General features: G+C 59.6%; 24 protein-coding genes and 1 tRNA gene. 15 read left to right on the forward strand and 10 right to left on the reverse strand.

From position 1 onward, the window contains the following. Window positions 1-79 precede the first annotated feature (79 nt). From EN818_RS25230 to EN818_RS25240, 3 genes are read left to right on the forward strand one after another with little or no spacing between them, the layout of a single operon-like run. Complete coding sequence (locus tag EN818_RS25230) at window positions 80-3712, forward strand: DNA methyltransferase (protein WP_135905601.1); 3633 nt, start codon at window positions 80-82, stop codon at window positions 3710-3712. Between the two features lie 29 nt (window positions 3713-3741). Further along, complete coding sequence (locus tag EN818_RS25235) at window positions 3742-4665, forward strand: HNH endonuclease (RefSeq protein WP_135905603.1); 924 nt, start codon at window positions 3742-3744, stop codon at window positions 4663-4665. A gap of 14 nt (window positions 4666-4679) precedes the next feature. Further along, on the forward strand, window positions 4680-5582 hold the full coding sequence (locus EN818_RS25240; protein ID WP_135905605.1) for a hypothetical protein: 903 nt from the start codon (window positions 4680-4682) through the stop codon (window positions 5580-5582). Between the two features lie 9 nt (window positions 5583-5591). Here EN818_RS25240 and EN818_RS25245 read toward each other — a convergent pair whose 3' ends face one another. Continuing rightward, the gene (locus EN818_RS25245) at window positions 5592-5927 is read right to left on the reverse strand and encodes a helix-turn-helix transcriptional regulator (RefSeq protein WP_135905607.1); all 336 of its coding nucleotides are present in this window, start codon (window positions 5925-5927) and stop codon (window positions 5592-5594) included. A 262-nt stretch (window positions 5928-6189) separates the two neighbouring features. On the opposite strand from EN818_RS25245, the gene EN818_RS25250 reads away from it, so the two are divergent. The 3 genes from EN818_RS25250 (at window position 6190) to EN818_RS32485 (ending at window position 8717) form a co-directional block, all read left to right on the forward strand. After that, entirely contained in the window at window positions 6190-6696 is a 507-nt protein-coding gene (locus EN818_RS25250; protein ID WP_135905609.1) for a hypothetical protein, read from the forward strand. An 857-nt stretch (window positions 6697-7553) separates the two neighbouring features. Then, the gene (locus EN818_RS25265; RefSeq protein ID WP_135905615.1) at window positions 7554-8642 is read left to right on the forward strand and encodes a site-specific integrase; all 1089 of its coding nucleotides are present in this window, start codon (window positions 7554-7556) and stop codon (window positions 8640-8642) included. A gap of 3 nt (window positions 8643-8645) precedes the next feature. Further along, window positions 8646-8717 (forward strand) — tRNA-OTHER (locus EN818_RS32485). A 1486-nt stretch (window positions 8718-10203) separates the two neighbouring features. Here the strand turns inward: EN818_RS32485 and EN818_RS25270 are convergent. From EN818_RS25270 to EN818_RS25295, 6 genes are all read right to left on the reverse strand, one after another. Then, window positions 10204-10440: an NAD(P)H-dependent oxidoreductase gene (locus tag EN818_RS25270; RefSeq protein ID WP_135905617.1), complete on the reverse strand. Its 237-nt coding sequence runs from the start codon at window positions 10438-10440 to the stop codon at window positions 10204-10206. Window positions 10441-10466: 26 nt separating this feature from the next. Further along, on the reverse strand, window positions 10467-10943 hold the full coding sequence (locus tag EN818_RS25275; protein WP_135905619.1) for a DoxX family protein: 477 nt from the start codon (window positions 10941-10943) through the stop codon (window positions 10467-10469). 11 nt (window positions 10944-10954) lie between these two features. Beyond that, window positions 10955-11740, reverse strand: coding sequence for a DNA-binding domain-containing protein (locus EN818_RS25280; protein ID WP_135905620.1), 786 nt, complete (start codon window positions 11738-11740; stop codon window positions 10955-10957). Further along, the gene (locus EN818_RS25285; RefSeq protein WP_135905622.1) at window positions 11727-12752 is read right to left on the reverse strand and encodes a DUF692 domain-containing protein; all 1026 of its coding nucleotides are present in this window, start codon (window positions 12750-12752) and stop codon (window positions 11727-11729) included. The genes EN818_RS25280 and EN818_RS25285 overlap by 14 nt, the downstream gene beginning before the upstream one ends. Before the next feature lie 42 nt (window positions 12753-12794). After that, on the reverse strand, window positions 12795-13064 hold the full coding sequence (locus EN818_RS25290) for a DUF2282 domain-containing protein (protein WP_135905624.1): 270 nt from the start codon (window positions 13062-13064) through the stop codon (window positions 12795-12797). Between the two features lie 238 nt (window positions 13065-13302). After that, complete coding sequence (locus EN818_RS25295) at window positions 13303-14157, reverse strand: hypothetical protein (RefSeq protein ID WP_135905626.1); 855 nt, start codon at window positions 14155-14157, stop codon at window positions 13303-13305. 358 nt (window positions 14158-14515) lie between these two features. Here EN818_RS25295 and EN818_RS25300 point away from each other — a divergent pair, with 358 nt between their 5' ends. The 5 genes from EN818_RS25300 (at window position 14516) to EN818_RS25320 (ending at window position 18397) form a co-directional block, all read left to right on the forward strand. After that, the gene (locus EN818_RS25300) at window positions 14516-14791 is read left to right on the forward strand and encodes a hypothetical protein (RefSeq protein ID WP_135905628.1); all 276 of its coding nucleotides are present in this window, start codon (window positions 14516-14518) and stop codon (window positions 14789-14791) included. Between the two features lie 203 nt (window positions 14792-14994). Next, window positions 14995-15909: a LysR family transcriptional regulator gene (locus EN818_RS25305; protein ID WP_135905630.1), complete on the forward strand. Its 915-nt coding sequence runs from the start codon at window positions 14995-14997 to the stop codon at window positions 15907-15909. A 188-nt stretch (window positions 15910-16097) separates the two neighbouring features. Further along, complete coding sequence (locus EN818_RS25310; RefSeq protein ID WP_135905631.1) at window positions 16098-16598, forward strand: cupin; 501 nt, start codon at window positions 16098-16100, stop codon at window positions 16596-16598. A gap of 89 nt (window positions 16599-16687) precedes the next feature. After that, window positions 16688-17890, forward strand: a complete 1203-nt coding sequence (locus EN818_RS25315) for an MFS transporter (RefSeq protein ID WP_135905633.1) — start codon at window positions 16688-16690, stop codon at window positions 17888-17890. A 42-nt stretch (window positions 17891-17932) separates the two neighbouring features. Continuing rightward, complete coding sequence (locus EN818_RS25320) at window positions 17933-18397, forward strand: DUF302 domain-containing protein (protein ID WP_135905635.1); 465 nt, start codon at window positions 17933-17935, stop codon at window positions 18395-18397. Window positions 18398-18454: 57 nt separating this feature from the next. Here the strand turns inward: EN818_RS25320 and EN818_RS25325 are convergent, their stop codons facing one another. After that, window positions 18455-19366 carry a LysR family transcriptional regulator gene (locus tag EN818_RS25325; RefSeq protein ID WP_135905637.1) on the reverse strand — a complete coding sequence of 304 codons (912 nt, stop codon included), beginning with the start codon at window positions 19364-19366 and terminating at the stop codon, window positions 18455-18457. 254 nt (window positions 19367-19620) lie between these two features. Here EN818_RS25325 and EN818_RS25330 point away from each other — a divergent pair, with 254 nt between their 5' ends. The 4 genes from EN818_RS25330 (at window position 19621) to EN818_RS25350 (ending at window position 24312) form a co-directional block, all read left to right on the forward strand. Beyond that, the gene (locus tag EN818_RS25330; RefSeq protein WP_135905639.1) at window positions 19621-20403 is read left to right on the forward strand and encodes a 3-hydroxybutyrate dehydrogenase; all 783 of its coding nucleotides are present in this window, start codon (window positions 19621-19623) and stop codon (window positions 20401-20403) included. A 22-nt stretch (window positions 20404-20425) separates the two neighbouring features. Further along, a complete protein-coding gene (locus EN818_RS25335) occupies window positions 20426-21577 on the forward strand; it encodes a patatin-like phospholipase family protein (protein WP_135905641.1) in 1152 nt (383 codons plus the stop codon). A 107-nt stretch (window positions 21578-21684) separates the two neighbouring features. Continuing rightward, window positions 21685-23004 (forward strand): NAD(P)/FAD-dependent oxidoreductase, encoded by a 1320-nt coding sequence (locus tag EN818_RS25340; protein WP_135905765.1) that lies wholly within the window; start codon window positions 21685-21687, stop codon window positions 23002-23004. A 606-nt stretch (window positions 23005-23610) separates the two neighbouring features. Beyond that, entirely contained in the window at window positions 23611-24312 is a 702-nt protein-coding gene (locus tag EN818_RS25350) for a peroxiredoxin-like family protein (protein ID WP_135905645.1), read from the forward strand. Here EN818_RS25350 and EN818_RS25355 read toward each other — a convergent pair. Both EN818_RS25355 and EN818_RS25360 read right to left on the reverse strand, forming a co-directional pair. Then, the gene (locus tag EN818_RS25355; protein WP_135905647.1) at window positions 24296-25201 is read right to left on the reverse strand and encodes a LysR family transcriptional regulator; all 906 of its coding nucleotides are present in this window, start codon (window positions 25199-25201) and stop codon (window positions 24296-24298) included. The two genes, EN818_RS25350 and EN818_RS25355, sit on opposite strands and share 17 nt — an antisense overlap. A gap of 303 nt (window positions 25202-25504) precedes the next feature. Further along, a complete protein-coding gene (locus EN818_RS25360) occupies window positions 25505-25732 on the reverse strand; it encodes a hypothetical protein (RefSeq protein ID WP_135905649.1) in 228 nt (75 codons plus the stop codon). Window positions 25733-26596: the final 864 nt, after the last annotated feature.

The following is a 26596-nucleotide window of genomic DNA, read 5'->3' on the forward strand; positions in this document are numbered from 1 at the left end:
CCGCAGCCCCCGGCCTCCCCATCGCGGCAACGAGTGATTTGCATTGCCATCCACGGATCGCGACGGGTAGTTTGCCGTAATGGGGGAAATTCAGATCGACACCGAAAAACTTAATGCTCTGATCGCTGAGGCACGTGCCTCTGGCGGCTCTGAGCTGGCCAACTATCAGCTTTTCATTGAGCGCCTATGCGTCGCGCTTAATCTGCCGCGCCCCGCCATGGCGCAGGAGCAGAACGAACTAAACGACTACGTCTTCGAGCGCCGGGTTGATTTCAAGCATCCCAATGGAACGCGCTCGGCGGGGCGGATCGACTGCTATCGACGAGGATGTTTCATCCTAGAAGCAAAGCAATCCGGTAAGCGTCAGGGTGCCAAGATCGATCCCGGCCAGCTGCTGCTGATCCCGGAAGACGCAACCCAGCGCAAGCCCGGTCAGGCCAAACGGGGCACCCGTGGCTGGGATGTGGTCATGCTGGCTGCTCGCAAGCAGGCCGAGGACTATGCCCGCGCCTTGCCCATCGAGCATGGCTATCCGCCTTTCCTGCTGGTGGTTGATGTCGGTCACACAATCGAGGTTTTCGCCGACTTCTCCGGTCAGGGGAAAAACTATGCCCATTTTCCCGACCGTCAAACCTTTCGCATAGGCATGGATGATCTTCGCGACGGGAAAGTTCAGGCGCGGCTGCGAGCCATTTGGACCGATCCGCTGTCACTCGACCCGACCCGCATATCGGCGGAGGTCACGCGCGATATAGCGGAACGGTTGGCCAAGATCGCCAAGCGGCTGGAGGGTAAGCACGACGCGAAGGATGTCGCCGAGTTCCTCATGCGCTGCCTGTTCACAATGTTTGCGGAGGACGTGAAGCTCATCCCGGAGAAGGGCTTTCAAAAGCTGCTGGGGCAGATGAAGGATACGCCCGAACACTTTGTGGCGGCGCTAGAGAGCCTATGGGCGGTTATGGATGGTGGCGGCTACGCGCCGCACCTCAACGCCACCTTGAAGAAATTCAACGGCTCACTTTTTAAGAAGCGGGCAGCGCTTCCGCTAGACAAAAGCGAAATCAACGAACTCTGGATCGCGGCAAGCAAGGACTGGTCGAACGTCGAGCCTGCTATCTTCGGCACGCTGCTTGAGCGAGCACTTGATCCGCGCGAACGGTCTAAACTCGGAGCGCATTACACGCCACGTGCCTATGTCGAACGTCTGGTAGTCCCCACGATCATCGAACCGTTACGCGCGGATTGGGAGCTGGTTAAGGGCCAAGTAAAGGAGTTGCGCGACAAAAGTGACCACGCCGGAGCTTTGGCGGCAGTCAAGGCGTACCACCACACACTCTGCACGACACGTGTGCTGGACCCCGCCTGTGGCACCGGCAACTTCCTCTATGTCAGCCTTGAGCTGATGAAGCGGCTCGAAGGTGAGGTGCTAGAGGCGTTGGACGATCTTGGCGAGGACCAAGCGCGGTTCGCCATGGAGGGTGAGACTGTCAGTCCGCGCCAATACTACGGGTTGGAACTGAACCCGCGCGCGGTGCCAATCGCCGATCTTGTGCTGTGGATTGGCTATTTGAAATGGCAGCTCAAGACCGCCGGTCTTATGTCGATCACCGAGCCAATCTTGCATGCCTACGGCACCATCAAGCAGCAGGATGCAGTTCTATCCTATGACCGACAGGAGCTATTGCGAGACGCAGATGGGCGGCCCCTATCGCGCTGGGATGGGGTGACCAAGAAGCACCACCCAATCTCGGGGGAAGAAATCCCCGATCCCGATGCGACCGTCCCCCTCTACACCTATGTGAACCCGAAGTGTGCGCCATGGCCGGAAGTCGAGTTCATTGTTGGCAACCCGCCCTTCATCGGCGGCAAGGATATGAGGCATGAGCTTGGCGACGGCTACGCCGAAGCCTGTTGGGCGGCCCGACCTCACTTGCCGGGCGGCGCGGATTTTGTGATGCATTTCTGGGACGAGGCCGCGTCGCGACTTCTTCGGAAGCCTCTCAAAGACCAGACGAACCCGCTAAGGCGCTTTGGTTTCATTACCACCAACTCCATTACCCAGACCTTCTCCCGGCGTGTCATCGAGCGCCACATGGCGGCCAAGGAACCCCTGTCACTGGTTTTCGCAGTTCCGAACCATCCGTGGATGAAGGCGACGGACAAAGCTGCCGTTCGTATCGCCATGACAGTGGCAGTGCGAGGGGAGCATGAGGGCGTGTTGGCCGAGGTTGTGTCGGAGGCGGAGCTGAACACTGATACTCCGCTGGTGGTGCTTGAAGTGCATGAAGGCAGGTTGCGTTCAAACCTCAACTTGGGCGTGAGTTTAGCAGTCCTACTTCCGCTCTCAGCTAATGCTGAGCTGGGCATCAAGGGCTTCATGCCCTATGGCCGCGGCTTCATGATCAGCGCGAACGTCGCGCAGTCGCTTCAAGCTGATGATCCCCACATAATCGGTCAATACATTCGGAAATATGTGAACGGACGCGACCTCAATCAGAAGAGCAGGCAAAGCTTCGTGATCGATTTCCATGGTCTGGGGATTGATCAAATCCGCACGTCCTATCCGCGAACTTATCAACACCTTTTGCAGAATGTGAAGCCAGAGCGAGATCAAAATCCGATGGACTATCGGAGGGAAAAGTGGTGGCTGTTTGGCCGTCCGGGCAACCAGTTGCGTGACGGATTGGCTGGACTTGATCGCTATATCGGCACCACGGAGACTAGCCGCCATCGGCTGTTTCGCTTTGTGGACGGCGACACGGCCCCTGATCAAAAAGTTCGTGTCGTGGCCTCTCCTCGCGCAGACATCCTTGCGGTTCTGTCATCCCGTGTTCACGTAACGTTTGCGCTTGCCCGTGGGGGTTGGCAGGGCGTCGGTAACGACCCTGTCTACAGCCATACGACTTGCTTCGACCCCTTTCCGTTTCCGCTCACTGTAGAACGTGGGCCTCTTGGGGACGACTTTCGTTTCGCCCAGCATGAACGCATTGGTGAACTAGGTCAGCAATTGGACACTTTCCGCAAGCAGCAGCTCACCGAGCACTCATTCCTCACCATGACAGCTCTGTATAATACGCTAGAGCGGGTTCGAGAGTTGGAAAACGTCAGCGACGTGCCGCCGCTGACTGACGCAGAGCGAGAGGTTCATCAGGCCGGGCTGGTCTCGGTGCTCGCGGAAATTCACGACGACATAGACCGCGCTGTGCTTACGGCCTACGGTTGGGGTGACCTCATCCCGACACTGGTCGGAAAACCCGGTGCGACGCTCCCTTCTCTTCACAAGACAGAAGCGCAGGAGCAGGCTGAGGAGGATCTGCTTACGCGGCTTGTCGTGCTCAATCAGGAACGGGCAGCAGAGGAGAGACGTGGGCTAGTGCGTTGGCTGCGCCCCGACTACCAGATACCGAAGCTGGGCGTAAAAGCGCCGAAGGTGGAGGGCGAACACGTCGGCACGCTCGACATCGAACTACCCGACAAGGTGGACCGCCCGAAATGGCCGACAGACGGTCTGGAGCAGATCAGGCTGGTTCGGGACCTTCTCGCGAAGGCCCCAGCACCAAGCCCGTCCGAAGCCATCGCCACGGTGTTCGATGGAAGGAACACTGCGAAGCGTCGCGACCGGATTGAGGAGGTTCTGGAGACGCTGGTCGCGACCGGCCTTGCCCGAACCGGCGAACACGAGGGGCAACGGAGATACTTCCTGCCGAGATAGTTGAAAGCGTGGTGTAAAGCGGAGGCATAGTGGCCATTAGGATCGTAGTAGCGGTGACAGATGGCGACTGGTTCACCCAGTTGCGTCGCCAATCCGATCTCGCCGAGGTCAACTTTTGGTCTCCTTCGCCGAAGTCCTTCCGAGCGCTGCAGCCCGGCGAGTTGTTCTTGTTCAAGCTCCATGCTCCAATCAACATGATTGTTGGCGGCGGGGTCTTCGCCTCATCGACGATCATGCCTCTGTCGCTTGCATGGGAAGCATTTGGGATCGCCAACGGCGTTACCAGCCTCACAGAGATGCGGTCTCGCATCCTGCGATATCGCAAGGTCGATCCCGCGACAGCAGTACCGATAGAGATCGGGTGCCGTATCCTTACACAGCCCTTCTTCTTCCCTGAAAGCCAGTGGTTTTCTCCGCCAGCATCGTGGTCACCCAACATCGTCAGCCTTCGTGGCTATGACACTGCGGACCCAGATGGGAAAGCGCTGTGGGAGGCCGTACAAGCCGCTATGGCCCCTTCGGTTGGTCCACATTCGCTTGCAGAGGAGCAAGCGCGTTACGGTGAACCGACGTTGATCCGCCCACGCCTTGGCCAAGGAGCATTCCGCCTCGTCGTCACAGACCTCTATGGGCGACGGTGCGCGATCACCAAGGAGCGCACCCTACCAGCTTTGGAAGCTGCCCACATACGGCCATACGCGGAAGGCGGAGAGCATTCCCCGAGCAACGGCATCCTTATGCGACGGGACATCCATAGCCTCTTTGATCAAGGCTATGTAACGATCACCACTGATCACCGTTTCGAGGTCAGCCGCCGCATCCGAGAAGAGTTCGAGAATGGGCAGCATTACTACGAACTGCATGGATCGGAGATAGCATTGCCGAGAGATCACGTAGCCTTGCCTGAAAAATCTGCCCTGCGATGGCACAACGAGAGCCGGTATCTGGGCTGAAGGCTTGGCATCTAATGACCCCTGACGATATCCCCGATGAAGATCTCCTCTACATCGTAGGGCAAGCCGACAAAGAGCTGTGTCAAGCTGGGATAGACATCAAGCACCGAATTCTGGAAGTGCCAAGGCTGGTGATGAAACGCTTCGGCTATCCGGGCTACGTGATAGCCGGTCGAGGGAAGCCGAAAATTCTGGAACGGATCGACAGAGCGTTTGCGTCTATCTACCGGAAGCAAGACCTTGCTGTCGGCGGCCATATTGGCGTGTTCATGTATCGCGACATCTTCGCTCGCATTGCAGTTCCGCACGTGTTTGGAACTGTAAGCATAAACCCGTTTGAGTGTATCGATTTGACACCCGTCCAACTCCGCATCATTCAATCCGAGCCTGAAGAGATGGAGGTACTTATTGATCAATTCTCGGACGTGGCCGACATTCAGTACGGAACGCAGGAAATCAAAAGCACTTTCGCGAAGATTGAACTCGTCTCACGTTTTATAGGGCTGGCAAGGCTTCATCTCCACGCCGCGTCAGCCGTCCTTACCGGAGGCTATGATTATAGAGGAGCTGTCCAAAGTTCCCTGCTCGCAAATGAACTTGCCTTGAAAGCTGGCGCAGCGGCGAATGGACTGAGCGAGAGCCAAATCAAAAGGAAGTTTAATCACGATGCGAGCAGCGCGGCCCAGTTCATAGCTGCCCATTGGTCGTCATTCGATCTTGGTCGCGTGCTACGAGTGATTGCCATGCAGCCCCAATACGTTCTCAACCGATATGCCGCCACCCAGCCACAAAGGAGGGATGTGGGCCATCTTGTAATGGGCGTGCAATACATCGTCAGCGAAGTGGTTCGCCACCTGTCGGATCGGGATTTTAGGAAAGATATTCGACCACCTTTTGCGCGCCGATATCCGGCCTAACGTGGCCGCCTAGCTCTTGTTTCGGAGCGCGGCCTCGACCACGCCGCTGATCCAGCGAAGCTCATTTGCCGACAGCCCGGCCAAGCGAGTTGTCAATTCAACCAGCGGACCGCGCCTTAATGCCCCAGTGGGGATTTCGGGGCTGAATAGCTCGGCGGGATCGACCTGTAGCGCCTCAGCGATCCTTTCGATCATAGGAAAGCGAGCGCCCGTTGCACCGACCTCTATCTTGGAGATCGTGTCGATGCTGACGCCAGCCCTTTCGGCCAGTTGCTCCTGTGTGTATCCGGCGCGCTTGCGGTGCGCCATTACCAGCCGTCCGAACCGCTTCCGAAGGTCTTCCATCCGCTTCTCCACACCGTCAGGTGTAGAGGTGGCTGAACGCTCGCTTTAGGGACGATTGCCCTTAGTTTTCTGAAAACTTGCAATCTGTTTGCAAGAAACGGCAAGTCAGCTACTATTTTGCCGGGTTCAGTAATTTCGGTTGGGTTTGCGCGGAGGGATTTCCCAAGCGCCTAGCGTGGTGGGGCACGCCGAAATGGGTCAGCTAGCGATTTGGGATTACCTAGTCATGCTAGTCCTTGGGGCCCTTCCACTAGCGCTTGTGGTGCTGGCGATAGTCAAACCGCGTGCTTTTGGGAAGGTTGTTCTAATAGGGGCAATTGGCTCTGCCGGGCCGATCTCTTTTGCAGCGGTTAGTTTCATCGCCAAGCTATTGCCCGCCAGCCAACCCGTCGCGGATGCTGATACCGCGTCTGCTTCAACCGATGCTTCAGTGGCCGTGTCAAGAAAGACCGTTTCGGTAGCCGACCCCACCCCTCCAAAACCTTCCCCTCCACACCCATCCAACCCATTCGCTAAGGTCGCTAAGGAAGACGCTCCAGCCTGCCTACTGCCGGGCGACGTTGATAAGTTTGATAGTCTCAGATGGGCCAATCGCGACGATCTGGCGCTTAAGCTCGATTGCGTCATCATCCCGCAAGGCGCGGAAGTCATACCCCTCGATAGCTTTGCCGACTTGCAGCAAGTTATCTGGGAAAAGGATGGAAAGACCATCGAGCTTTGGTCTCGAAAGTACAACTTCAGATACAACTTCACTCGCAAGTCGGATTAGGCATCAGCGGTAAACGCTCCTAAGGGCGTCTTTGGTGTTCGAGCCGGGTGAAATCAATTTCACTTCTTCCGTCTCGGCAACAGGTGTTCAGTCCGGGCATTGATATCGTGGACAGTCCGAGCCAGCATCCGAACTTGCGATTTCAGGTCGGCTAGGTCACTTTCCACGCTACTAGTTGGCTCGCCTACCGTGAGCTTAGCTTCGGCGTCGAACGACGCCCTCAACCGGGCGACAATCTCCGCCGTCATCGTCCTTTGGTTAGACCTTGCAGCCGCGCCGATCTCATCCCGCATGCCATCCGGCAGTCGGACGATGACCCTGTCCCTGTCGGGGCTTGGCGGTCTTCCCATGGTCTCACCTATGGACTGTCTAGGGGCAATTTGACTTGCCGACTGATCTGGATATCGTATGCCAATGTGACATACAAAACTCATGAGAGGCAAGACAGTGAACGTGTCGAAGCAGCCGAAAACGATCTTTCGAACCCCGCCCGATCTAAAGCAGTGGCTAGTCGCTCGGGCAGAGCGGAACGGACGGTCCATGACCTCCGAACTCATTCAAATTCTTAAGGCCGCCCAACAAGCCGACCGACGCGGGACGAAGGCTTCGCGATATGCGTGAGCGCGTATTTTTTGCAGCAGCACTTTGGTCATCGAGAGGGTAGGCTAAATGGGGCTTAGTGTGATCGTCAAAGGACCAAAGTTCCGAACGGCCAAACAACTTGTGGCGGACGGAACTTTTCCCGTCTCCGAAGCCACCCTCCTGAAACTGGCGAAAGAACACGGCATAGGGCGCAAAATGGGCCGCACCATTGTGTTCTCGACCGAAGATGTAACCAAGCTGTACGAGGCACTCCCATGTCCCTCAAACTCGTCCGCCGCCCCAAAAGCCCCAACTGGATCATGCGCGGCACCATCAGGGGACAGAGTGTTGAAGAAACTACAGGCACTTCTAACAAAGAAGCCGCCGAGGCCATCCGGGTCCAAAGGGAAAACCAAATCCTAACGGAAAGCATTTACGGCAAGAAGGCAACGGTTACCTTCGCCGAGGCCGCGCTCGACTATTTGGAACATGGCAGGGGGGAAAAGCGGTTTCTGAAACCGCTTGTGGATCACTTCCGAACGACCGTGCTTCGGGATATCGAACAGCATGCCCTAGATGTTGCCGCGAAGAAGCTTTATCCGAGGGCGGGACCGGCCACGCTCAATCGGCAGGTTTATACGCCCATGGCGGCAATTCTCCGCCATGCTGCCCGCAAGGGGTGGTGTGCGATCCCGACGCTGGAGCGTCCCAAACAGCCCAAGGGAAAGGTGAGGTGGATGAAGCCCTACGAAGCCGACCGGCTCATCGACGCTTGCGCCCCGCACCTTCGTCCTCTTGTCGTCTTCATGCTCTACACGGGAGCAAGGGCAGGCGAAGCCGTATGGCTGGATTGGTCAAATGTCGATCTAATCAAACGACAGGTGACATTCCCGAAGACCAAGAACGGGGAGCCGCGCAGCGTTCCGTTGCATCCCCGCGTTGTCGAGGAACTTCGCAAATCGAACCGCCGCAAGGGCGCGGTGTTCGTCACCCATAAGGGCGTGCCCTACGAGCGCCCCGACCCTGACAAGGATACCGACACGTCCGCAGGAACGCGTATTGGCGGTGCCTTCTTCGGGGCATGCAAGCGAGCTGGCCTTGGTTGGACGCTCCCGGGCAAGGATGGGAAGCCGGTCTTCAAAACGGACATCACCCCGCACGTCTGCCGCCACACATGGGCGTCGTGGCATTATCAGGCGAACCGAGACTTCACAAAGCTGCAAGAACTTGGTGGATGGAAGACCCTCGTAATGGTGATGCGCTACGCTCACACCAACGTGGAGACGCATTCGGAAAGCATCAACGCCTTGCCTTGGGGAAAATCCGGGGACCAGATTGGCAAGAAGCCGAAAAAGGCCGCGTGATGAATACTTTACTTGTGATCCCCAGTTCCCTTGGTAAGGGAGAGGTCGAGAGTTCAATCCTCTCTCGCAGCACCAGATTTCCTATAAAATCAATTGGTGCGGATGTGGGGCGTCTAGTGGCTCTGCTCGGTTGAACTTGTGCCCCTCGGCGCGAAGAAACATGTCCACGCGACTCTCTGATAAGTCTCGAACTTCATATAAGGAACGATCGTTCGATGGAGTGTCACTAGCCGCTCACAGATGTGATATCGATCATCCGGCGCGGCCTGGACACGTTCTCTGGGAATAGACCACTCTGCCCCTTGTGTCTCGTTCACGTAGGCGGGGGGTGGCAGCCTGACAAAATAGCCGTCTTTAGTCTCCCTGACGTCCCTTGAATCAATAGGGTGGCAATCTTTGTCGCCGCAGCAATCAAAGTGGAGAACCGGGTCAGTCGTGCCAGTGTACCAATCGTGAGCGTGCGCCTGGCCGGCCAGGACAAGCCATATCAATGCAACAGGCCTTCTGAACTGCGCCATGGGATATGCCCCTCGCATTTGCCTAGCACATTAGTGAATGCTAATCTACGAGATGAGATCGCGTCGACCGGCAGACGTCCAACGGGTCACCTGACGTGAACGCGAAGGGCGCCGTGGCGGTGACGGCTAACGGGCGGGCACCTCGATGCATGTGGTGAGCACGCGACAGCGCGCAGGGCTAGCAAGCGTGGTGGCCGCGGCTGCAGCCCTTGAGAGTGGTATTGCCCTACCCCACAGCACCGATCGGAGCTGGACCTATCCGCCAGCATGCTGTCATGGCGATGCAGTCACTGGCGAATGCGCCAAGATTCCTGCCAGCACGGTGACGCCGCGGCCGGACGGCTATTTCATCATTCTGCGGCCGGGCGATCGAGCCGGCCCGGCGGTCCATCAGCCTGCTGCACATGCAAATCGGCTGATCTATAAAGCCATGGTGTGATCGCGCAGGCGCTTGGCAAGCTTTATGCTCCGTCTTTTTTGTGGTCGGCAGTAGGATTGACCCCACCGCAGTCCCGGGTGCACTTCTGCAACAGCCGCAAATCATTTAGCGGTCCCTAACATTGGTTAATGCGTCCTGAGAGACAAAGCCGAAGTTTTGGCAAGTCACCCACGCGGCGGGCATGGGTGAGGCCCGACCTGCAGCCCTTTGCGCAGTCCTCTGCCGCATGGGCGCAAGTCGGGCTTTTTTGACAAGCTCGGAGAGCCTCCGACGGGATTGCAGACGAGAGCTACTCTCGCCGGCGGCGATACTGGCCGGCCGGCGGCGGTCTTGTCGCGGGTGAGGCTGTTGGCATGGTTCACCTCGCCCAACAAGCAGTGAAGGTTTCATGCTGCAGCTGCAGCAATTCTTCCGTGCGGACGCCCCGCTTTGTGTTCATGGTCTCCTCAGGAAGTCTCGCCTTGGCGCTCGGGGCCGGTGCGAAGCAACGGCCATTCGATCTCACATCATGCCCATTGGAGCCGGGACGAGCAGTTTGTCTCGGCGGACATCGTTCCGCTGTGAGACATCATCCCGTCCTGGGCCATCATTTCGCCTTGCGACATCATTCACCTGGGGCTGCTTTCACGCAGGTCATCACGGCGACGGTGATGGTTCCTGCATTGTCAAGATCGTCCGTGGGAAGCTTCATTCGAACTCGCGCCTCAATGTTACAAAACGCGCAAAGATCGGAGACGACCACCTCGTGTCCTGCCGCAGACAGCGCGCCCTGCAGCGCGCGGGTCAAAGCGCCATTGAGGCTGTTGGGCTCGGGCTGGGCGTCAATGATGAAGATGCGCACCGTCCTTTCCCCACCCGGACAGAAATTCATTTCCCAGATGCCGAAAGGGTTCGCTCGGCGAGATAGTCGAGCGAGAAAACACCTGCGCCGCGGGCCAGCACCAAAAGCAACAGCGAGGCCCAGAGCAGATGCTCCGCCCAGTTCTCCGGATAGACAAAGATCTGGATGACGCAGACGACACCGAGAAGCATCAGCGCCCCCAAACGCGAGAAGGCTCCAAAAAAAAGCAGCACCGAGCCGGTGATTTCGGCCGTCGTCGCCAGTGGCGCTGCGATCGACGGATCGATGAACGGCAGGTTGTATTCGCTGGCGAAGAGCTGCAGCGTGACCGGCCAGGACGCCAGCTTGCTCTGTGCCGATTGCCAGAAGACATGCGCAACAGCGACGCGCGCGGCGAGTTGGACCAGCGAGAGCGGGATGTGTTCGGGCAGCTTGATCACACGCCTGTAGAAACCGACCAAACCGGCCTGGCTGATCGAGGAAGGCTCTGAAATAGCGGTCATGATCGTCTCCATCAGTTTGAGAGGGAATGCATGGTGATGCGCACGTTTGTGACGAGCCCGTCGGCAAACAGGCGCACGAGCGCGGACACGAGGTCGAAGTTCGGTTCGAGCGCATTCGCGCGGCTTGCAGCATGTTCAAGGCCGAAGCCGTGCTTGAGAGAATGGCGGAAGGCGAAGTCTGCGCGATCGAGAAGGACGAGTCGAACGTTGTTCCCGGCCCGCCACACTGCCACGCGTTCAGGGCGTCTCGTCCAAGTGCAATGCTCGTCGACTGCCGGGCCCTGCTGGTGCGCCGTCCACACCGACAGGATCGACCAGTGTGAAACGATCAGCCTGAGCGACGGCTGCAGCAGGATATCGGGCGAAGGCCCCAGGTCGATTTTGTCGTAGTCCGCAAGGGTGCGAGGTGGCAGCGAAGTCGTATCGAGCGCCTCGGCGATGGCCCATTCGAGCCGAGCCGTTTCGGCGACGATCGGTAAGTCGGACAGCGTGTCGATCGTCTTGAGGAAGCGTGGGAATCCGGCGCCATAGCGCGCAAGGCGCGTTTCAACCGGCGGATGGCGTCGAATGAACTCGCTCGCCACGTATCGGAAGAACCGTTCGTCCACAAGGCGAACCGTGACCGGAAAGACCGCCATCAGCACTGCGGTGAGCGAACTGCGTGTGTTGTTCTGGTAGATGCGCAGGCGGGCCAGTGGATCGGCCTTGCCGGCGGTCAGCATTTTCGCGGAGACCAATGGTTCGATGGCAAGCACCGAACGCGCCATGGTGGTCTGCAGGTGTTCAAGCGGCAACATCGTATCTTCCCTCCAGCGGCGTTAAGGCGTTGGACAACAAAGGTCCGGCCTTGGCGGCAGCGAATGCTGCAAGCACAGGCATGCTGGTCCTCACATCCGCAAAGGGGGTAGGAAAGGCGGGCCGGGGCTTGGCTGCCGCGGCCTGCCTTGCAGTCTGCCTGCGGTTGAACATGATCGAAGCGGTCAGCATGTCGGCCCACATTGCCTCGCCAAGCAGCACGTCGAGAACCGGAACGTCGGTATCCCATTCGATCAGGGTGGGGCGCGGCCCGAGCCGGGTTATGGCGTGCTCGTAGAGCGTCCAGACCGCTGGCGGAACCCGGGAGCCGTGATCATCGATGAGCACCGTATCGGCTCCGACCTGATTGATCGCATGCCCGGCGAGATGGATTTCGCCGATGGCCTCGGCCGGCAGCGCATCAATGAAGGCTTTGGCGTCATACTGCAGATTGTGCCCCGAAACATGGACGTTGTTCACGTCCAGCAACAGGCCGCATCCGGTTCGCCTCACGAGCTCGGCCAGAAACTCGGCCTCGTTCATCGAGGAATCGGCAAAGGCGAGATAGGCCGACAGGTTCTCGATGAGAACACGTCGGCCCAGCGTGTCCTGGACGGTCTCGACATTGCGAGTCACGATCGCCAGCGCCTCTTCGTCATAGCGCAGCGGCAGCAGATCGTTCAGATAGGCGTTGTCGGCGACGCTCCAGGCGAGATGTTCGGAGACCAGATCCGGTTGGAAGCGCTCGCACACCTTGCGCAGCCTCTCCAGATGATCGCGATCCAATCCTCGTGCGCTGCCGAGCGAAAGGCCGACGCCGTGTACCGACAGCGGATAGGTCTCGCGTAGTCTTTCCAAAGCCTCGACGCCGGCGCCGCCGCCCATGTAGTTCTCGGCATGAACCTCGAGCCATCCGGCGGAGGGACGCCTGGTCAGCATCTCTGCGATATGGGGCGAACGGAGACCGATGCCCGCCGATGCGGGAATTGCGAGGGGCAAGAATACGGCGGACATCGTCTTCTCCGTTCTGGTTGGTTGGCTCGATCTGTGGATTGCCTAGGCTTTCGGCTTGTCGCTGCCGCCGGCAATCTTTGCGCAGGAGCCGGCCGGCACGTAGAGCCAGGAATCCGGCTGGTTGTCCGCCGTCGACGTGCCGGCACATGAGTGGGATGCGGTCTGGCAGTCGTTCTGGCCGGCCTTGACCACGCCGTAGCACTTCTCAAAAGCGAAGCTCGGCTGCGCGGCAGGGCCGCTATGAGCGGCGGAGGCGGCGAGCGAAGTGGCAGCCGCGAGAGCCGATCCGATGAGGGTCTTGGTGTTGATCACAGGCTTGTCTCCTGGTTGGTGTTTCGAGAAAAAAGACCGGCCCCGGGGCCCGTCTGGAAATCAGTGTCCCCGATCGGGATGCAGAGCTGAAATGCTGTCTCGGCATGGAATTGATACGCAGCCACTATGTCCTGGAGGTCGACGCGAAAAAGCCCTCCGGCCGGGCACCGGAGGGCTTGGCGCCTGCATTCGGGAGTAGCGAAGCAGACCGCTGCCAGACGGGAGGAGACGCCTAGACCTAGCGGCTTGCGCAGGTGATGGTCGGACACTCGTCGATGCCCCAAAGATCGGCCGCAAGCCAGTCGCCCGCTCGCTGCCGCCCGCGGTCACGCATGTCCGTCAGTTCGCCCCAGTCGACCCACGGTCTAAGGAAAAGCGTTGCCCCTCTTCGGTGCTGAGTATCGAATATCGTATGGACCGGAGCGCACTCGATCGCGCAGCCATTGGTGGCGCGATCGTGATCCGGGCATGGCGCCGTGAATACCGACGGCCTGGCGGAAATGATCAGCTGATGTCGCGCTTCGGCCGCCTGGGCGGCCGGCATTTGCGAGAGATCGCAATCGCCCCAATAGCTGTCGCCATCGACCTCAACTGCCGGAAAGAGGAAAGGGACGGTCATCGCAGCCACAATCGCGTTGATCGACAATCCTTTGCCGCAGAAGGCTCTCAAGGCATCCGTCCGGGCATTGGTTGCTAGAATGCTGAGCATCACCGGACAGCTTCGGCTGCGGATACGCTCGATATCTGTGGATTGTTCCAGTATCGACCGAAGCAGACTGCTCCTGTCAATATGGGACATCGAGGCGTGGCTGACCCGTCGCCAGAAATTGGCGAGCGCCATCTGCGCGCCGCGCGTGCCGCCGATGGCCAGCCCATAGGCCAGGACCGCTGCCTCGGCCGCTCCGAAACCGGACGCGGTAATGGCGCTCAAGCTGACATTCGGGTCGTCCAGCAGGCGGTCGAGCACGCCCCAGGCGAACGCGCCGTGCGCATCGCCTGCAAGGACAATGTCGACAGGAAGGCGGTCATTCGAGCGAGAATTTGGCTTGGCAAAGTGGACCTGCCGAGTTTCTGCTGCGGACTGGACGGGCATAGCTTGGTCTCCATCCCGAAATCGCCGGCTGGGCGACTGGCGGAGAGAGTGCCGCAGCTTCTTCTAGGGACAAAATGCCGAGGTGGCATGAAGTCCATAGGCAGATTGCATCGGCTACCTATCCTCATGCGCCGGATGCTTCGCTCCCCATGATGACGCAGGTTCCATCAAGAAGATCGAACAAACATCTCGGGATGCAGCACCGGCATAAACTCCATACGCACACGGCATAGGCGAGACATCTCACGGTTGCAGCAAGTTCACCTCGGCAAGGAGGAACCACAGCGTTTCAAACTCCTGCAGACCACCAGCGACGTCGACGATCGGGCGTTGCTCAACTCCAGAGAAGGATCTTTCCATGAACATCAAAGCTATCTGCCTCGGCGCCTTTGCACTTTCCGTTCTTGGCGGTGTTGCGTTCGCCGGCGCACTTGATGAACCCTCCAATATGCAGCCCTTCTACACCGACGCCGGCATGAAGACGATGAAACCCAAAGCCGAATTCAAGGCGGCCTGGGATGCCATGGCCAAGGACAAGCAGGACGCGATGATGAAGGAGTGTCAGGATGCCGCGATGAGCAAGCCCTACGCCGAATTCTGCGCCAACCTTCAGGCGCTCGGCGGCGCCAACTGAGGGGCCTGCGGCGTCCGCATTGACGTGATGGCGGGCGTAACGCTCGCCATCACTCTTCTCTGGGTGGCCACCGCATGCCGCGGCAGCGGCGCCATGACCGATCGCTATCGACTTCATAGCCGCAGTGCATTGGCAGCCGCAGAGTCTTTGCGGCAGGGTCCACAGTCACGAAAGGCCTCGTTTGCAATTCGGGACAAATCGCCATGGACATTCATCACATCCGCTATTTTCTCGCCGTCTGCGACACTCGCAATTTCACGCGCGCCGGCGAAAAGTGCAACGTCACCCAGCCCGCGCTGTCGCGCGCGATCCAGCAGTTGGAGGATGAGGTCGGCGGATTGCTGTTTCGCCGAGAGCGGAACCTGACCCACCTTACGGATCTGGGCGCTCTTCTACGGCCGCGGTTTCAACAGATCCTCGATGAAGTGACCGGTGTTCGACAGGAGGCATCGAGGTTCCTCTGCCTCGAAAACGCGAATCTAAAGGTCGGCGTCATGTGCACCATCGGCCCGCGCCGGTTCACCGGCCTGCTGGCCGACTTCAACCGGCGCCAGCAGGGCATACAACTGCAATTGGTGGAAGGCGTGCCCGCCTCGCTTTCGCAATTGCTGGAGGCTGGTGAAATCGACGTCGCCATCATGGCGTCCAGCAGCAGCTTCCCGGAGCGGTTCGATGTCACGCCACTCTATCGCGAGCGTTTTGTCCTGGCCTTCCCCAATGGCCATCGGCTGGCCCGCAACGACAATGTCGCCATCTCCGAGCTTGACGGCGAGAACTATCTCAGGCGGCTGAATTGCGAGTATCGCGATCACCTCGCCGGCCTCTGCACCGATCGCGGCGTCAAGCTCAGGATCTCATATGCGAGCGAACGCGAGGATTGGATTCAGAACATGGTTTCGGGCGGACTGGGCATCTGTTTCATTCCGGAATTCAGCGCGGTTATCCCAGGCCTGCAGGTCAGGCCCGTTGTCGATCCCGAAGTTTGGCGCGAGGTCTCCCTGGTCGTTGTGGCGGGACGCCGGTTCTCGCCGGCGACCTCCACCTTCGTCAACAGCGTGAAGGCGCATAGCTGGCCGGAAAGCGGCATCGATCTGTCGGTGAGGAAAACGGCTGCATAGCAAATTGAAGAAAAGAACCGAGGCCATGACCTATGTCGTGCGCGCACTCCTTCGCCAGTATGATGATCCACCATAGCTTTCAGGTATCGAATTAAGAGCCAGTCAGCATTTCTCTTTCTTCGAGGCTGCCGTCACTCTCCTCCTATGCCCCGCTTCCGCGATTGGGCACCGACAAAGGAGAAATCGACATGGCTTCCAAGACTATTGCATTGCGGGTGCCGCTGAAGCTGGCGCTGACACTCGGACTTCTCACGGCGACCGCCGCGTTTTCGGTGGCCCCGGTTTTCGCCGGCGACTGCCCTGCCGGCCAAGCCGCCACCACGGACATCCAGGAACATCCGAGCAAGCCCGTCGGCGTGACGGACACGGTCCTTTCGGCGATCGACCTCAGCCCGAAGGGCGAAGCCTGGAAGGGCAACATGCTGCGTCTGCGCAAGCTGGTCGTTCAGCCGGGCGGCGTGGTGCCGTGGCATGAGCACACGGTTCGCCCCGCCAACATTATCGTCGTCGAAGGCTCCATCACCGAATACGCCAGCACCTGCAAGGTCGGCATCGAGCATCCGGCCGGCGACGTGACCGCCGAGTTCGGCCAGCTCGCCCACTGGTGGAAGAACAACGGGAAGGTTCCGGCGGTGCTCTACTCAGCCGACGTTCTGCCGCCGGCGATGCATAACGATCACATGATGTGAGCTGCTTTCGCGACCAGCGGATCCAAACAGCAGCAACAAACAGCGCGTCCTCAGGCGATCGCCCGAGGACGCATGGCCAGGAGTCTGTGATGACGACCAGTGAACATACCGAACTAATGGGGCTCCGCAGGGTGGCTGCGGAGAGCTGGCGCTTTGGGCTGATCGCCCTGATCGCGTTCCTGACGCTCGTCGACCTGTTCGCCACCCAGGCCATCTTGCCTTCGCTGGTGGTTAAATTCGGCGTCAGCCGCGCCACGATGGGCTTCGCCGTCAACGCCAGCACCTTCGGCATGGCGGTGGCCGGTATTGCCGTCGCTCTCTTCGGGCGCGGCATCGATCGCCGCAACGGCATCTGGATCAGCCTGGCCATCCTAGCGATTCCGACGACGTTGCTTTCGCAGACGGACAATATTGTGGTCTTCGCCCTGCTGCGTGTAGCCCAAGGCCTGTGCATGTCGACTGCGTTCACGCTTACCATGGCCTACCTCGCGGAGCATTTTTCGGCGCGGAAGACGACGAGCGCGCTTGCGGCGTATGTGACGGGCAATGTTGGCAGCAACTTTTTCGGCCGATTGATGTCGGCTGCCGTCGCCGACATGTTCGGCATCTCCACCAACTTCCTGACCTTCGCCGCCCTCAATCTGTCCGGCGCGGCTCTTGTCTGGTTCACGCTGCAGAAGACCTCGGCAATGATGCATGCCGACGCGGAGGGCCGGCCTGCCCGCGCGGCTTGGAGAGTTCCGCTGCAAAACGCTGAGCTGCGTGCCTGTTTCGAGATCGGCTTCCTGATCCTCTTCGTCTTCATCGGCACGTTCACCTATGTGAACTTCCAGCTCGTCGCGGCGCCGCTGTCGCTGACGCCGATGGCACTGGGCGCGGTCTACTTCGTCTTTTTGCCATCAATGCTGACCACTCCGCTCGCGGGGCGCGTGGCCTCAAGCCTCGGTCCGAGAATGGGGGTCGGCGCAACGCTTGGACTGGCGATCATCGGTTTGCTTCTGCTGCTTGTGCCAAATCTTCCGATCGTTCTCGCCGGGATGGCGCTGGTTGCCATTGGCACCTTCCTGGCCCAGGCGATAGCCACAGGACATGTCAGCCGGACCGCGTCGCGCGATCGCGCCGCTGCGAGCGGTATCTACCTCGCGTCCTACTATGCGGGCGGGCTCGCCGGCAGCTTCCTCATCGGACAGATCTACGACGGTGTCGGCTGGACGGCATGCGTGGCCGTGCTGGCCGCGGTTCTCGCCGGTGCGATCGCGATCGCGCGCGTGCTGCGAACGCCCAAGCCCTGAAACCTAAAACCGCAACTCAGTTATCCAACCAAGGAGACCGACATGACCAACCATCTCAAAACTCTGCTTGCAGGCGTCGCCATGCTGATGGCTGTTGCCCTGCCGGCTGCCGCTTCGGACGGCGTCGTCACGGTGAAGAGCGACTATTCCGTCGCCGAAACCGTCGCCCGCATCAAGAAGGATGTGCTCAAGAAAGGCATCAAGTTCTTCGGTGTCATCGACCAGGCTCAGCTTGGCAAGAATGCGGGCAACGACGTAAGGCCGTCGCGGCTCGTCATGTTCGGCAATCCGGCACTCGGCACGACGTTCATCACATCCAACCCCGAGGCCGGGCTCGACTGGCCGGTGCGCGTGCTGGTCTACCAGACCGCCGACGGGTCGGTTTACGCCGCCTACAGCGATTTCGACTGGATCGCCAGGCGGCATGGCATCACGGATCGACCCGCACAGTTCAAAATGGCGACCGAGGTCATTCAGTCGGTGACTTCAACCGTCAAGAAGAACTGACGGACGGAAACGTAGCCGGATATCGAATAGGCATTCGACGATGCTGCCCCGAGAAATCTATTCGGCGGCGGACAATGCCCTTGCCCGCTCGCCGAACCATTTCTTCTGCGTTGCTTCGCGGACTAGCGCGCCAACCGCGGGCGAATGCCTGCGGCCGCGCACCGTAACGAGATTGACGTCACGCCAGAATTCCGGCTCCGTGATCGGCAATGCCGCCACGCCCGGGTGCTTGGCGGTGTGCTCCGGCATGAATCCGAAACCGAGGCCGGCAGCGATCATGGCGAGCGTCCAGTCGTCGCGATCGCTCCAGTAGACCGGGCTGACGGTAACGCCCTGGTGGGAAAGGATGGCGTCCGCGTAGCCGGCGAATTCGCAGTTGTTGCGGTGGATGTAGCTTTCGTTGCTCATGTCCTTCACCCGCACAACGCGCTGGTTGGCAAGGCGATGGGCCAGGTGAACAGCCATCACCATCTGCTCCTGGAATAGCGGCAGGGAGTGCACTTCTTCGTCGGGAACCTCTGAGGGCAACGCGTAGATGGCAGCCTCGAGCTCGCCCTCGAGCAGCCTTTTCCTGAGGCTCACCGCGTCGGCATCGCAAAGATGCAACTCGACCCCAGGGTGGTGCGCGCGCACAGCCGCGATGAGCTCGATGATTTCGTCCGGAGCGATCGTGCTCATGATGCCGACCTTGAGCGGCATCTTCTTCAGGGTCACATATTGCTCGGCAATCTGCTTTGCTTGGCGAGAGTTCTCGAAGACGCCATCGAGATAGGTCTCAACCATGCGGCCGAGCTCGGTGAGGTGGGTGAAGCGGCGCTCACGGTGGAAAAGTGGCCCACCGAATTCATCTTCCAAAAGCTTGATGGCGCGCGACAGCGCCGGCTGCGTGACATTGCACTGCTCGGCCGCCCTGGTGAAATTCAGCTCCTTGGCGACAGCCAAGAAGTATCGGACCTGGCTGATCTCCACTGCACGCTTCCCTCACTGGTCGCGCATACGGCACCGCCCGCGTTGCAGCGCAATCTTACTAGCTGCCGTTACGTCAAACAACCCGACCGGACGATCGACGTCCGAGCTTCGAGCCAACGATCTGACCGTCAGCTATCGAATCCATGTCTCAACGGCATTTCCGCAGCTTGCGGCGGCTCCCCATACTGTTCCGCAGATCCAGAGCCCGGCCCGCAATTAGTTTGCGCCTGGGGGTCAAACACAAGGAAACAACGATGCTCCAAGGCAAGACAGCACTCATCACAGGCTCGACCAGCGGCATCGGGCAAGGCATTGCCGAAGCCTTCGCGGCGAAAGGCTGCAACATCGTTCTCAACGGCTTTGGCGACGCCGCCGAGATCGAACGTCTGAGGACCAAGCTCGCGGCCGATCATCGGGTCGTCGTTCGATACGACAATGCTGACATGAGCAAGGGCGACGCGATCACCTCGATGATGGACAAGGCCATCGCGGAGTTCGGCGCCGTCGACATATTGGTCAACAATGCCGGCATTCAGCATGTCGCGCCGATCGATGACTTCCCGGTCGAGAAATGGGAAGCCGTCGTGGCGATCGATCTCATGTCCTCGTTTTATACGATCCGGCGCGCCTTGCAGGCGATGAAGGCGCGCAAATGGGGTCGCATCATCAACGTGGCCTCGGCGCACGCGCTCGTCGCCTCTCCCTACAAGTCCGCCTATGTCGCGGCTAAGCACGGTGTTGCCGGCCTGACCAAGACCGTCGCGCTGGAGGTTGCCGAACAAGGTATCACGGTCAACGCTGTTTGCCCCGGCTACGTGCTCACGCCGCTCGTCGAGAAGCAGATACCGGACACGGCCAAGGCCCGCGGGATCACCGAGCAGCAGGTGATCAAGGATGTTCTGTTGGCTGCTCAACCCACCAAGCAGTTCGTCAGCGTCGAGCAGGTTGCCGCGCTCTGTCTGTTCCTGGCGTCGGACGACGCGGCCTCGATCACGGGCGCCGTGTTGCCGATCGAAGGCGGTTGGACCGCCCACTAGACCTGCACGAGGAGCGAACGCCATGAACAAGATCACGCAGAATCTCTCCGCCTCGCAAGCAGAACCGGCGACTGGACACCAGAGCGACGTCAAGCGTCAGACCGTCCTTGTCCTTCAAGGCGGCGGCGCGCTTGGCGCCTATCAGGCCGGGGTCTACCAGGCGCTGGTCGAGGGCGGCATCGAACCGGACTGGGTCATAGGCACGTCCATCGGCGCCATCAACGCCGCGCTGATTGCCGGAAACCAGCCCGGCGATCGTCTGCCCAGGCTTCAGGAATTCTGGGATGGCGTCAGCCGGAGCAGTCCATTCGATGAGTTTTTCCGGATGATGGTTCCGAGCAACATCTTTGCCAACATGGGCACGGTGATGCGCGGCATCCCGGGGTTCTTCGAACCGAATCCGAGCGCCATGTTTGGAGTAAACCGCGAGGTCGGTGTCGAGAATGCCTCCTATTACACGACGGATCCGCTCAAACGGACCCTGAACAACCTGGTCGACTTCGACTACCTCAACGGTCGCCACACACGGCTGACGATCGGTGCGGTCAACGTCAACACCAGCGAGCTCAAATACTTCGATACGCGCGAGATGATTCTGTCGGCGGCGCACATCATGGCGTCGGGCGCTTTGCCGCCGGCGTTTCCGGCGGCCTGCATCGACGGTGAGCCCTACTGGGATGGCGGCATTTATTCGAACACGCCAATCGAGGTCGTGCTGGACGAGCGTCCGCGGCGCGACGCACTGATCTTTGCCGTCAACATGTGGCAGCCCCGCGCCACCGAGCCGAAATCGATCTGGCAGGTCATGGGCCGGCAGAAGGACCTACAATACGCCAGCCGCGGCCGGAGCCACGTTGCTCGGCAGGAGCAACTGCATCGATTGCGGCATGTCGTGCGCGAGATGGGAAAACTCGTCCCGGAGGAACGACGCGACGATCCAATGTTCAAGGAACTCGCCTCTTATGGCTGCCCGTCGGTCATGCACCTCGTCCGCCTGCTTTCGCCGCGACTGGACGGCGAGGACCACACCAAGGACATCGACTTCACCCGCTCGGGCATCCGCACCCGCTGGCAGGCCGGATACGAGCACGGGCAGCGCGTCCTCATCGATAAGCCCTGGGAATGCGAAGTCGACATGCTTCAGGGCATCGTGATCCACGAATCCCAAGAGTGATGCGCCGCGCCGAGGAAGATACGGAGACACCGATGCAGATCATCATCCCCGGCATGCGGTTGATCCCGGAAGCCGTGCTCGCCAACGACGCGGCGCTCTTCCGCACGATCCCGGAGACCCCCTCGCACGCGGACAAGTCACTGCATCGCGTGGTCATTGTGGGCGGCGGCGCCGGCGGCCTGGAACTGGCGACACGCCTCGGCCGCAAATTCCGCAACCGGCGGCTTTCCGTCACGCTTGTCGACCGGAACCGCACCCATATCTGGAAGCCGCTTCTGCATGAGGTGGCATCCGGCGCCTTGAGCGCATCGCATGACGCGGTTGAATACATCGCCCATGCCAGCCGCCACGGCTACCGCTACCGCATTGGCGAGGTCGTCGGCATCGATCGCGCCAAGCGCCAGGTCTTTGTCGCGCCCAGCTTCGACGATGACGGTCGCCAGGTCATCCCGCCGCGCGTCCTGGGTTACGACACACTCGTCATGGCAGTCGGCAGCGTCAGCAATGATTTCGGCACGCCGGGCGCCGCGCGCCACGCCATTTCGCTTGACACCGCCGACCAAGCCGCCCGGTTCAACAAGCGCATGATCGACGCATGTCTGCGCGCCAGCGCGCAATACGAGCAGCTTTCACCAGGCCAGCTCCATTGCGTCATCGTCGGTGCCGGAGCCACTGGCGTCGAGCTGGCAGCCGAACTGCACAGATCGATGCGGGAAATTGCGTCGCACAATCTCGACAACATCGATTTCGAGAGATTGATCCGCATCACCATCGTCGAGGCCGGACCACGAATCCTGCCTGCTCTTCCGGATCACGTCGCACGCGCTTCGGCGCGACTGCTCGTCAAGCTGGGTGTGCAGATACGATGCGGGATCAAAGTGACCGAGGTGACGGAGGATGGCGTCCGGCTCGGCGAAAACCTGTTCGTGCCGGCCGAACTCGTCGTGTGGGCCGCGGGCATCAAGGCGCCGGACCTGCTTGAAAATTTCGATGGGCTTGAGACCGATCGGATCAATCGGCTGATCGTCGACGACACATTGCGTGCGGCCGCAGATGAAAAAGTGTTCGCGATTGGAGACTGCGCGCACTGCCGCCTGCCAGGCGAAGACAAAGCTTTGCCGCCCCGTGCCCAGACAGCTCATCAACAGGCTGGCCATATGGTGAAGGTGGTCGCTGCGCGAATGGCGGGACGGGCCGCGCCGGCATTCCGCTACCGCGACTACGGCTCCCTCGTTTCACTCGCCGATTACGGTGCGTTCGGCAGCTTGATCGGCGGACTGAAAATTGAGGGCCTGCTTGCGAGACTTGTTTATCGCTCGCTGCACCGGATGCATCTCGCGACGGTCCATGGGCTCGCGAGGACGGCATTGGCTTCGATCGGCCAGATGATATCCAGGCGTGCAAGGCCCCGGATCAAACTTCACTAGCGGGTGGAAGGGGAGCTGCAATGGAAAATATGATGTTGTGATCCTGGGCGAGGCAATGCTGGAACATTGCCACAGCGGGAATGCTCCAGAGCGAGGCTGGAATATGACTGTAGTCGGGTCGATGCCTCCGCCCATCGACGACGTTGCGGCCGACAACGCCACCTTCATAGGCGTCGGCCTGACCGGAGCCAGGGCAAAGAGCAGGGTCTTTCCGTCAGGGTTCATGTGAACGACATGCGAGGTTGGCTCTCCGCGAGAACCTTTGCCGAGGCGGTCGCATGGTCGAAGGTCATTGTCGAGGAGCCGACGTATCGGATCGTCGGAGCACATCTGGTAGGCGATGCCGGCGAGGAGTTGATCCACATCTTCGCGCTTGCCAGGAAACATGGCATACCCGCACGGAGTCTGTCGGAAATGGTGGATGGCTTCCCCACCGGTTTCGTCGGATATCGGAAGCACGATGTAACGCGCCGGTCTCGGACGGCGAATGGAACATGAATCTGGCCTCCGCCGATGCTCGTGATGCATCGAGACGATGCAGGAAAAGCATGGCATTCGGCCGGGGGTCTCTGTGGTAGGCTGCATGCTGGGTGTGAAAGTGCGGAAATGGCCGCCGATGACCAGGTAAAATTCGAAGAGTCCGTCCAGGCTGCCATCGAACTTGATGCGCCTCTCAATGAACGTCTGGCGGTAGTCGCCGCGGCGGTCCGGCGTCTGAACGCTGAATTCGCGGACGCCGTGGACCGGCTGGTGGATCGCCTGGAGAGACAGGGGGCCGGCGCCATGGCGCCGGCTGCGGGCGAGTTGATGCCGCCTTTCCTGCTGCCTGATGATGAGGGGAAGCTGGTCAGCTTGGCCGAGATCCTTGCAAAGGGCCCGGCGGTCATCACTTTCCAGCGCGGGCACTGGTGCCCCTACTGCCGCTTGAATGCCATCGGAATTGTGGAGGTGCAGCGCGAGATTTCGGAGCTGAACGGGCAGGTTGTCGTGATCATGCCGGAGCGGCGCAAATTTGCCAGAGCCATGAAGGCCGCGGTCGCCGCGCAGTTTCCGTTCCTGATCGACATGGACAACGGCTACGCCCTTTCGCTCAACCTCGCGATCTGGGTCGGGGCGGAGATGGAGCGATTGATGGGCCTGGGCTTCGATATTCCCAATTATCAGGGCAACAGCAGCTGGTTTTTGCCGATCCCAGCCACCTTTGTTGTCGGAATGGACGGGATAATCACGGATCGCTTCGTTGATCCGGATTACCGCAGGCGGATGGACATTGACGACTTGATCTCGGCGCTCAGGCGGGCTCGGTAACGCCAAAGGACGACCAGTCGGCCGACCGCAGCAGGTTGAGCAGCGTCGTCGCGACCGGCGAACGTTGCCTGCCGGCAACCGCGTAGACGGAAACGATACGCGAAACGTCGAGATCGCGAAGCTTGAGCCGGCGGGTGTTCGAGGATCGCGGTGCCGTTAGCGACACGAAGCCCACCCCGGCGTTGGCTTCAAGCAGAGCCAGAAGGTCCTGATCGGTCTCGACTTCATGCGCGGTTCGAGGCGTAAGACCCTTGGCGAACAGGGAGTGCGACAGTTCCTCGCCCGTCTCCCAATCGATCCGACTGAGCACGGGTTCGGCGGCAAGCTGAGCCAACGCGACGTCGGCCTCGTTGCGCCGGGCCAGCGGATGATCGGCATTTACAGCGAGTTCAATCTCTTCCCGAAACAGCGGCCATGTGTCCAGGCGATCCCAGGCCTGTCCCAGGGGGCCCGCAATTGCCAACTCGACGTCGCCACTCTTCAACGCGTCGACGACAGCAGCGGGCGAACCACGATTGATCTTGAGGTGGGCACCGGGATAGGCTCGAAAAAGCTCCGTGAAGGGCGAAACCAGCAGCGCTATGTTGATGCTGTTGGATATGGTGACGTTGAGGGGTGCCACGTCACTGCTTTGCACCGCCTTGGCAAGCGACTTGGCGGAAGAGGCGGCATCGTAACACTGTTGCAGCAGGGGCAGCATTCGCCGCCCAAGCTCGGTAAGGTGCGAGTGCTGACGCTCGCGCCGCAGGAGCTCCCCGCCAAGTTCCTCTTCAAGCGTCTTGATCGCGCGCGTAAGAGCCGGCTGAGTGACGTTGCATTCCTCGGCCGCTCTCGTGAAATTCAACGTGTTAGACAGGGCCAAGAAATAGCGGACCTGCTGCATCTCCATGAGATTTCGCCCCCTCCGCGAAATTCGATTCTTCAGGCACAGCCAATTTCGGCCATGCTATCGCAACAGGAGGCGAAGGCAAAGGCGCGCCGTTTCGAGGGAACTCACCGTCCGTGGTCGAGCGGCATGGTCTTTTCACTGGACGTCACAACGTTACAAATTGAGCCTAACGTGTTGTTATAGTTATCTAGATTTCAATCCTTCTCTCGCAGCACCAGCTGATTCCTTGCGCAAATGGTTTCGTGAGTGCCTGGATCCAAGTGCAGCTTTGAGGTGAGTTGGGGTTCCTCAGGTGCGAGTTAGTCAGTGGTAGCGGTCGCTCGGGATCTCCATAACTGCGACGTGGTCGAGGTTGGCGTATCGCGCCCTGTAGTAGCCGTCGCCCTCAATTTCAGCGAAAGTGTGCGGCGGAACCCGAAAGATCGCAGCCGCCTTCATTGCGAAGAAAGTATTAGCGGCTTCTTGGTCCAAGAAGTTCCACTCATCCTCTCCCTCGTCGTACGTGACACGCACAAAGGAGACCATGCGCATGGCTTTTTCCTCGCCATATCTGCGATTATAGCCTCACAATCCTTCCTCAGATTTTCAGGAGCCTCGCCTGTCTCAAACTCGTCTAAAGCTCGATAGACTTCCTGAGGATAATATACCGGCATTGCCTCAACGTCATCACCAACCAAGTCAAGGATTTGATGTATCGAATATTGATAAGAACAAGTTTATTATCAAGGGTAGAGCAATAAATCCAATCATATATTTATGGCGTCTGCGGAAAGAAATCAGATTTTGTAGCTGATCCAGAAGGGGTAAGCGTGCACTTTCAGCTATTTGATATTTTCGAATACCGGAAGCCGTTCGCAGACTCAGGGTTCCATATCTTGTCTCCATATCGAAAGCTGTAAACGGTCTCATGCGGCACTCCTCTTCATAGGGACGCTCCTCATTATAGAGCGGATGTTCAATTGAGCTGTTCTCGTTTCGCACCGGCGACCATAAGGGACACCTCCTCGTCGCCATTGATCTGAGCTGCTCCATCAAAGAGGTCGCGCCGAGCATCAAACGTCCATCTTACGACCAGCACCGAAACGCTTTCAGGCCATTTAGTCCGCTCCGGTTGTTGGCGAGAGCGCATTTTGACTGCCCGCCTGATGGTACAATTCGGACGGGACATACCTGCGATCGGTGACCCCGTGATGCACAGATTGTAGTGAAGGGCGCTCCTAAAGATCCGCGAAGTATTCCTTGTTTCGGGCAAATCCGGAATGACCTTTACGCCGCCTTTTGCCGCCGTTTCTACTCAGACAGGCGGATTGCCGCGGCCATGTGCGATGCACCCGGTTCGTCGCACCATTTTATTTCTGCAGCCGCTGAAAGCAGATGCCGATGGATCGGGCAAGC

Source organism: Mesorhizobium sp. M3A.F.Ca.ET.175.01.1.1 (assembly GCF_004791945.1).
Classification (GTDB): Bacteria; Pseudomonadota; Alphaproteobacteria; order Rhizobiales; family Rhizobiaceae; genus Mesorhizobium.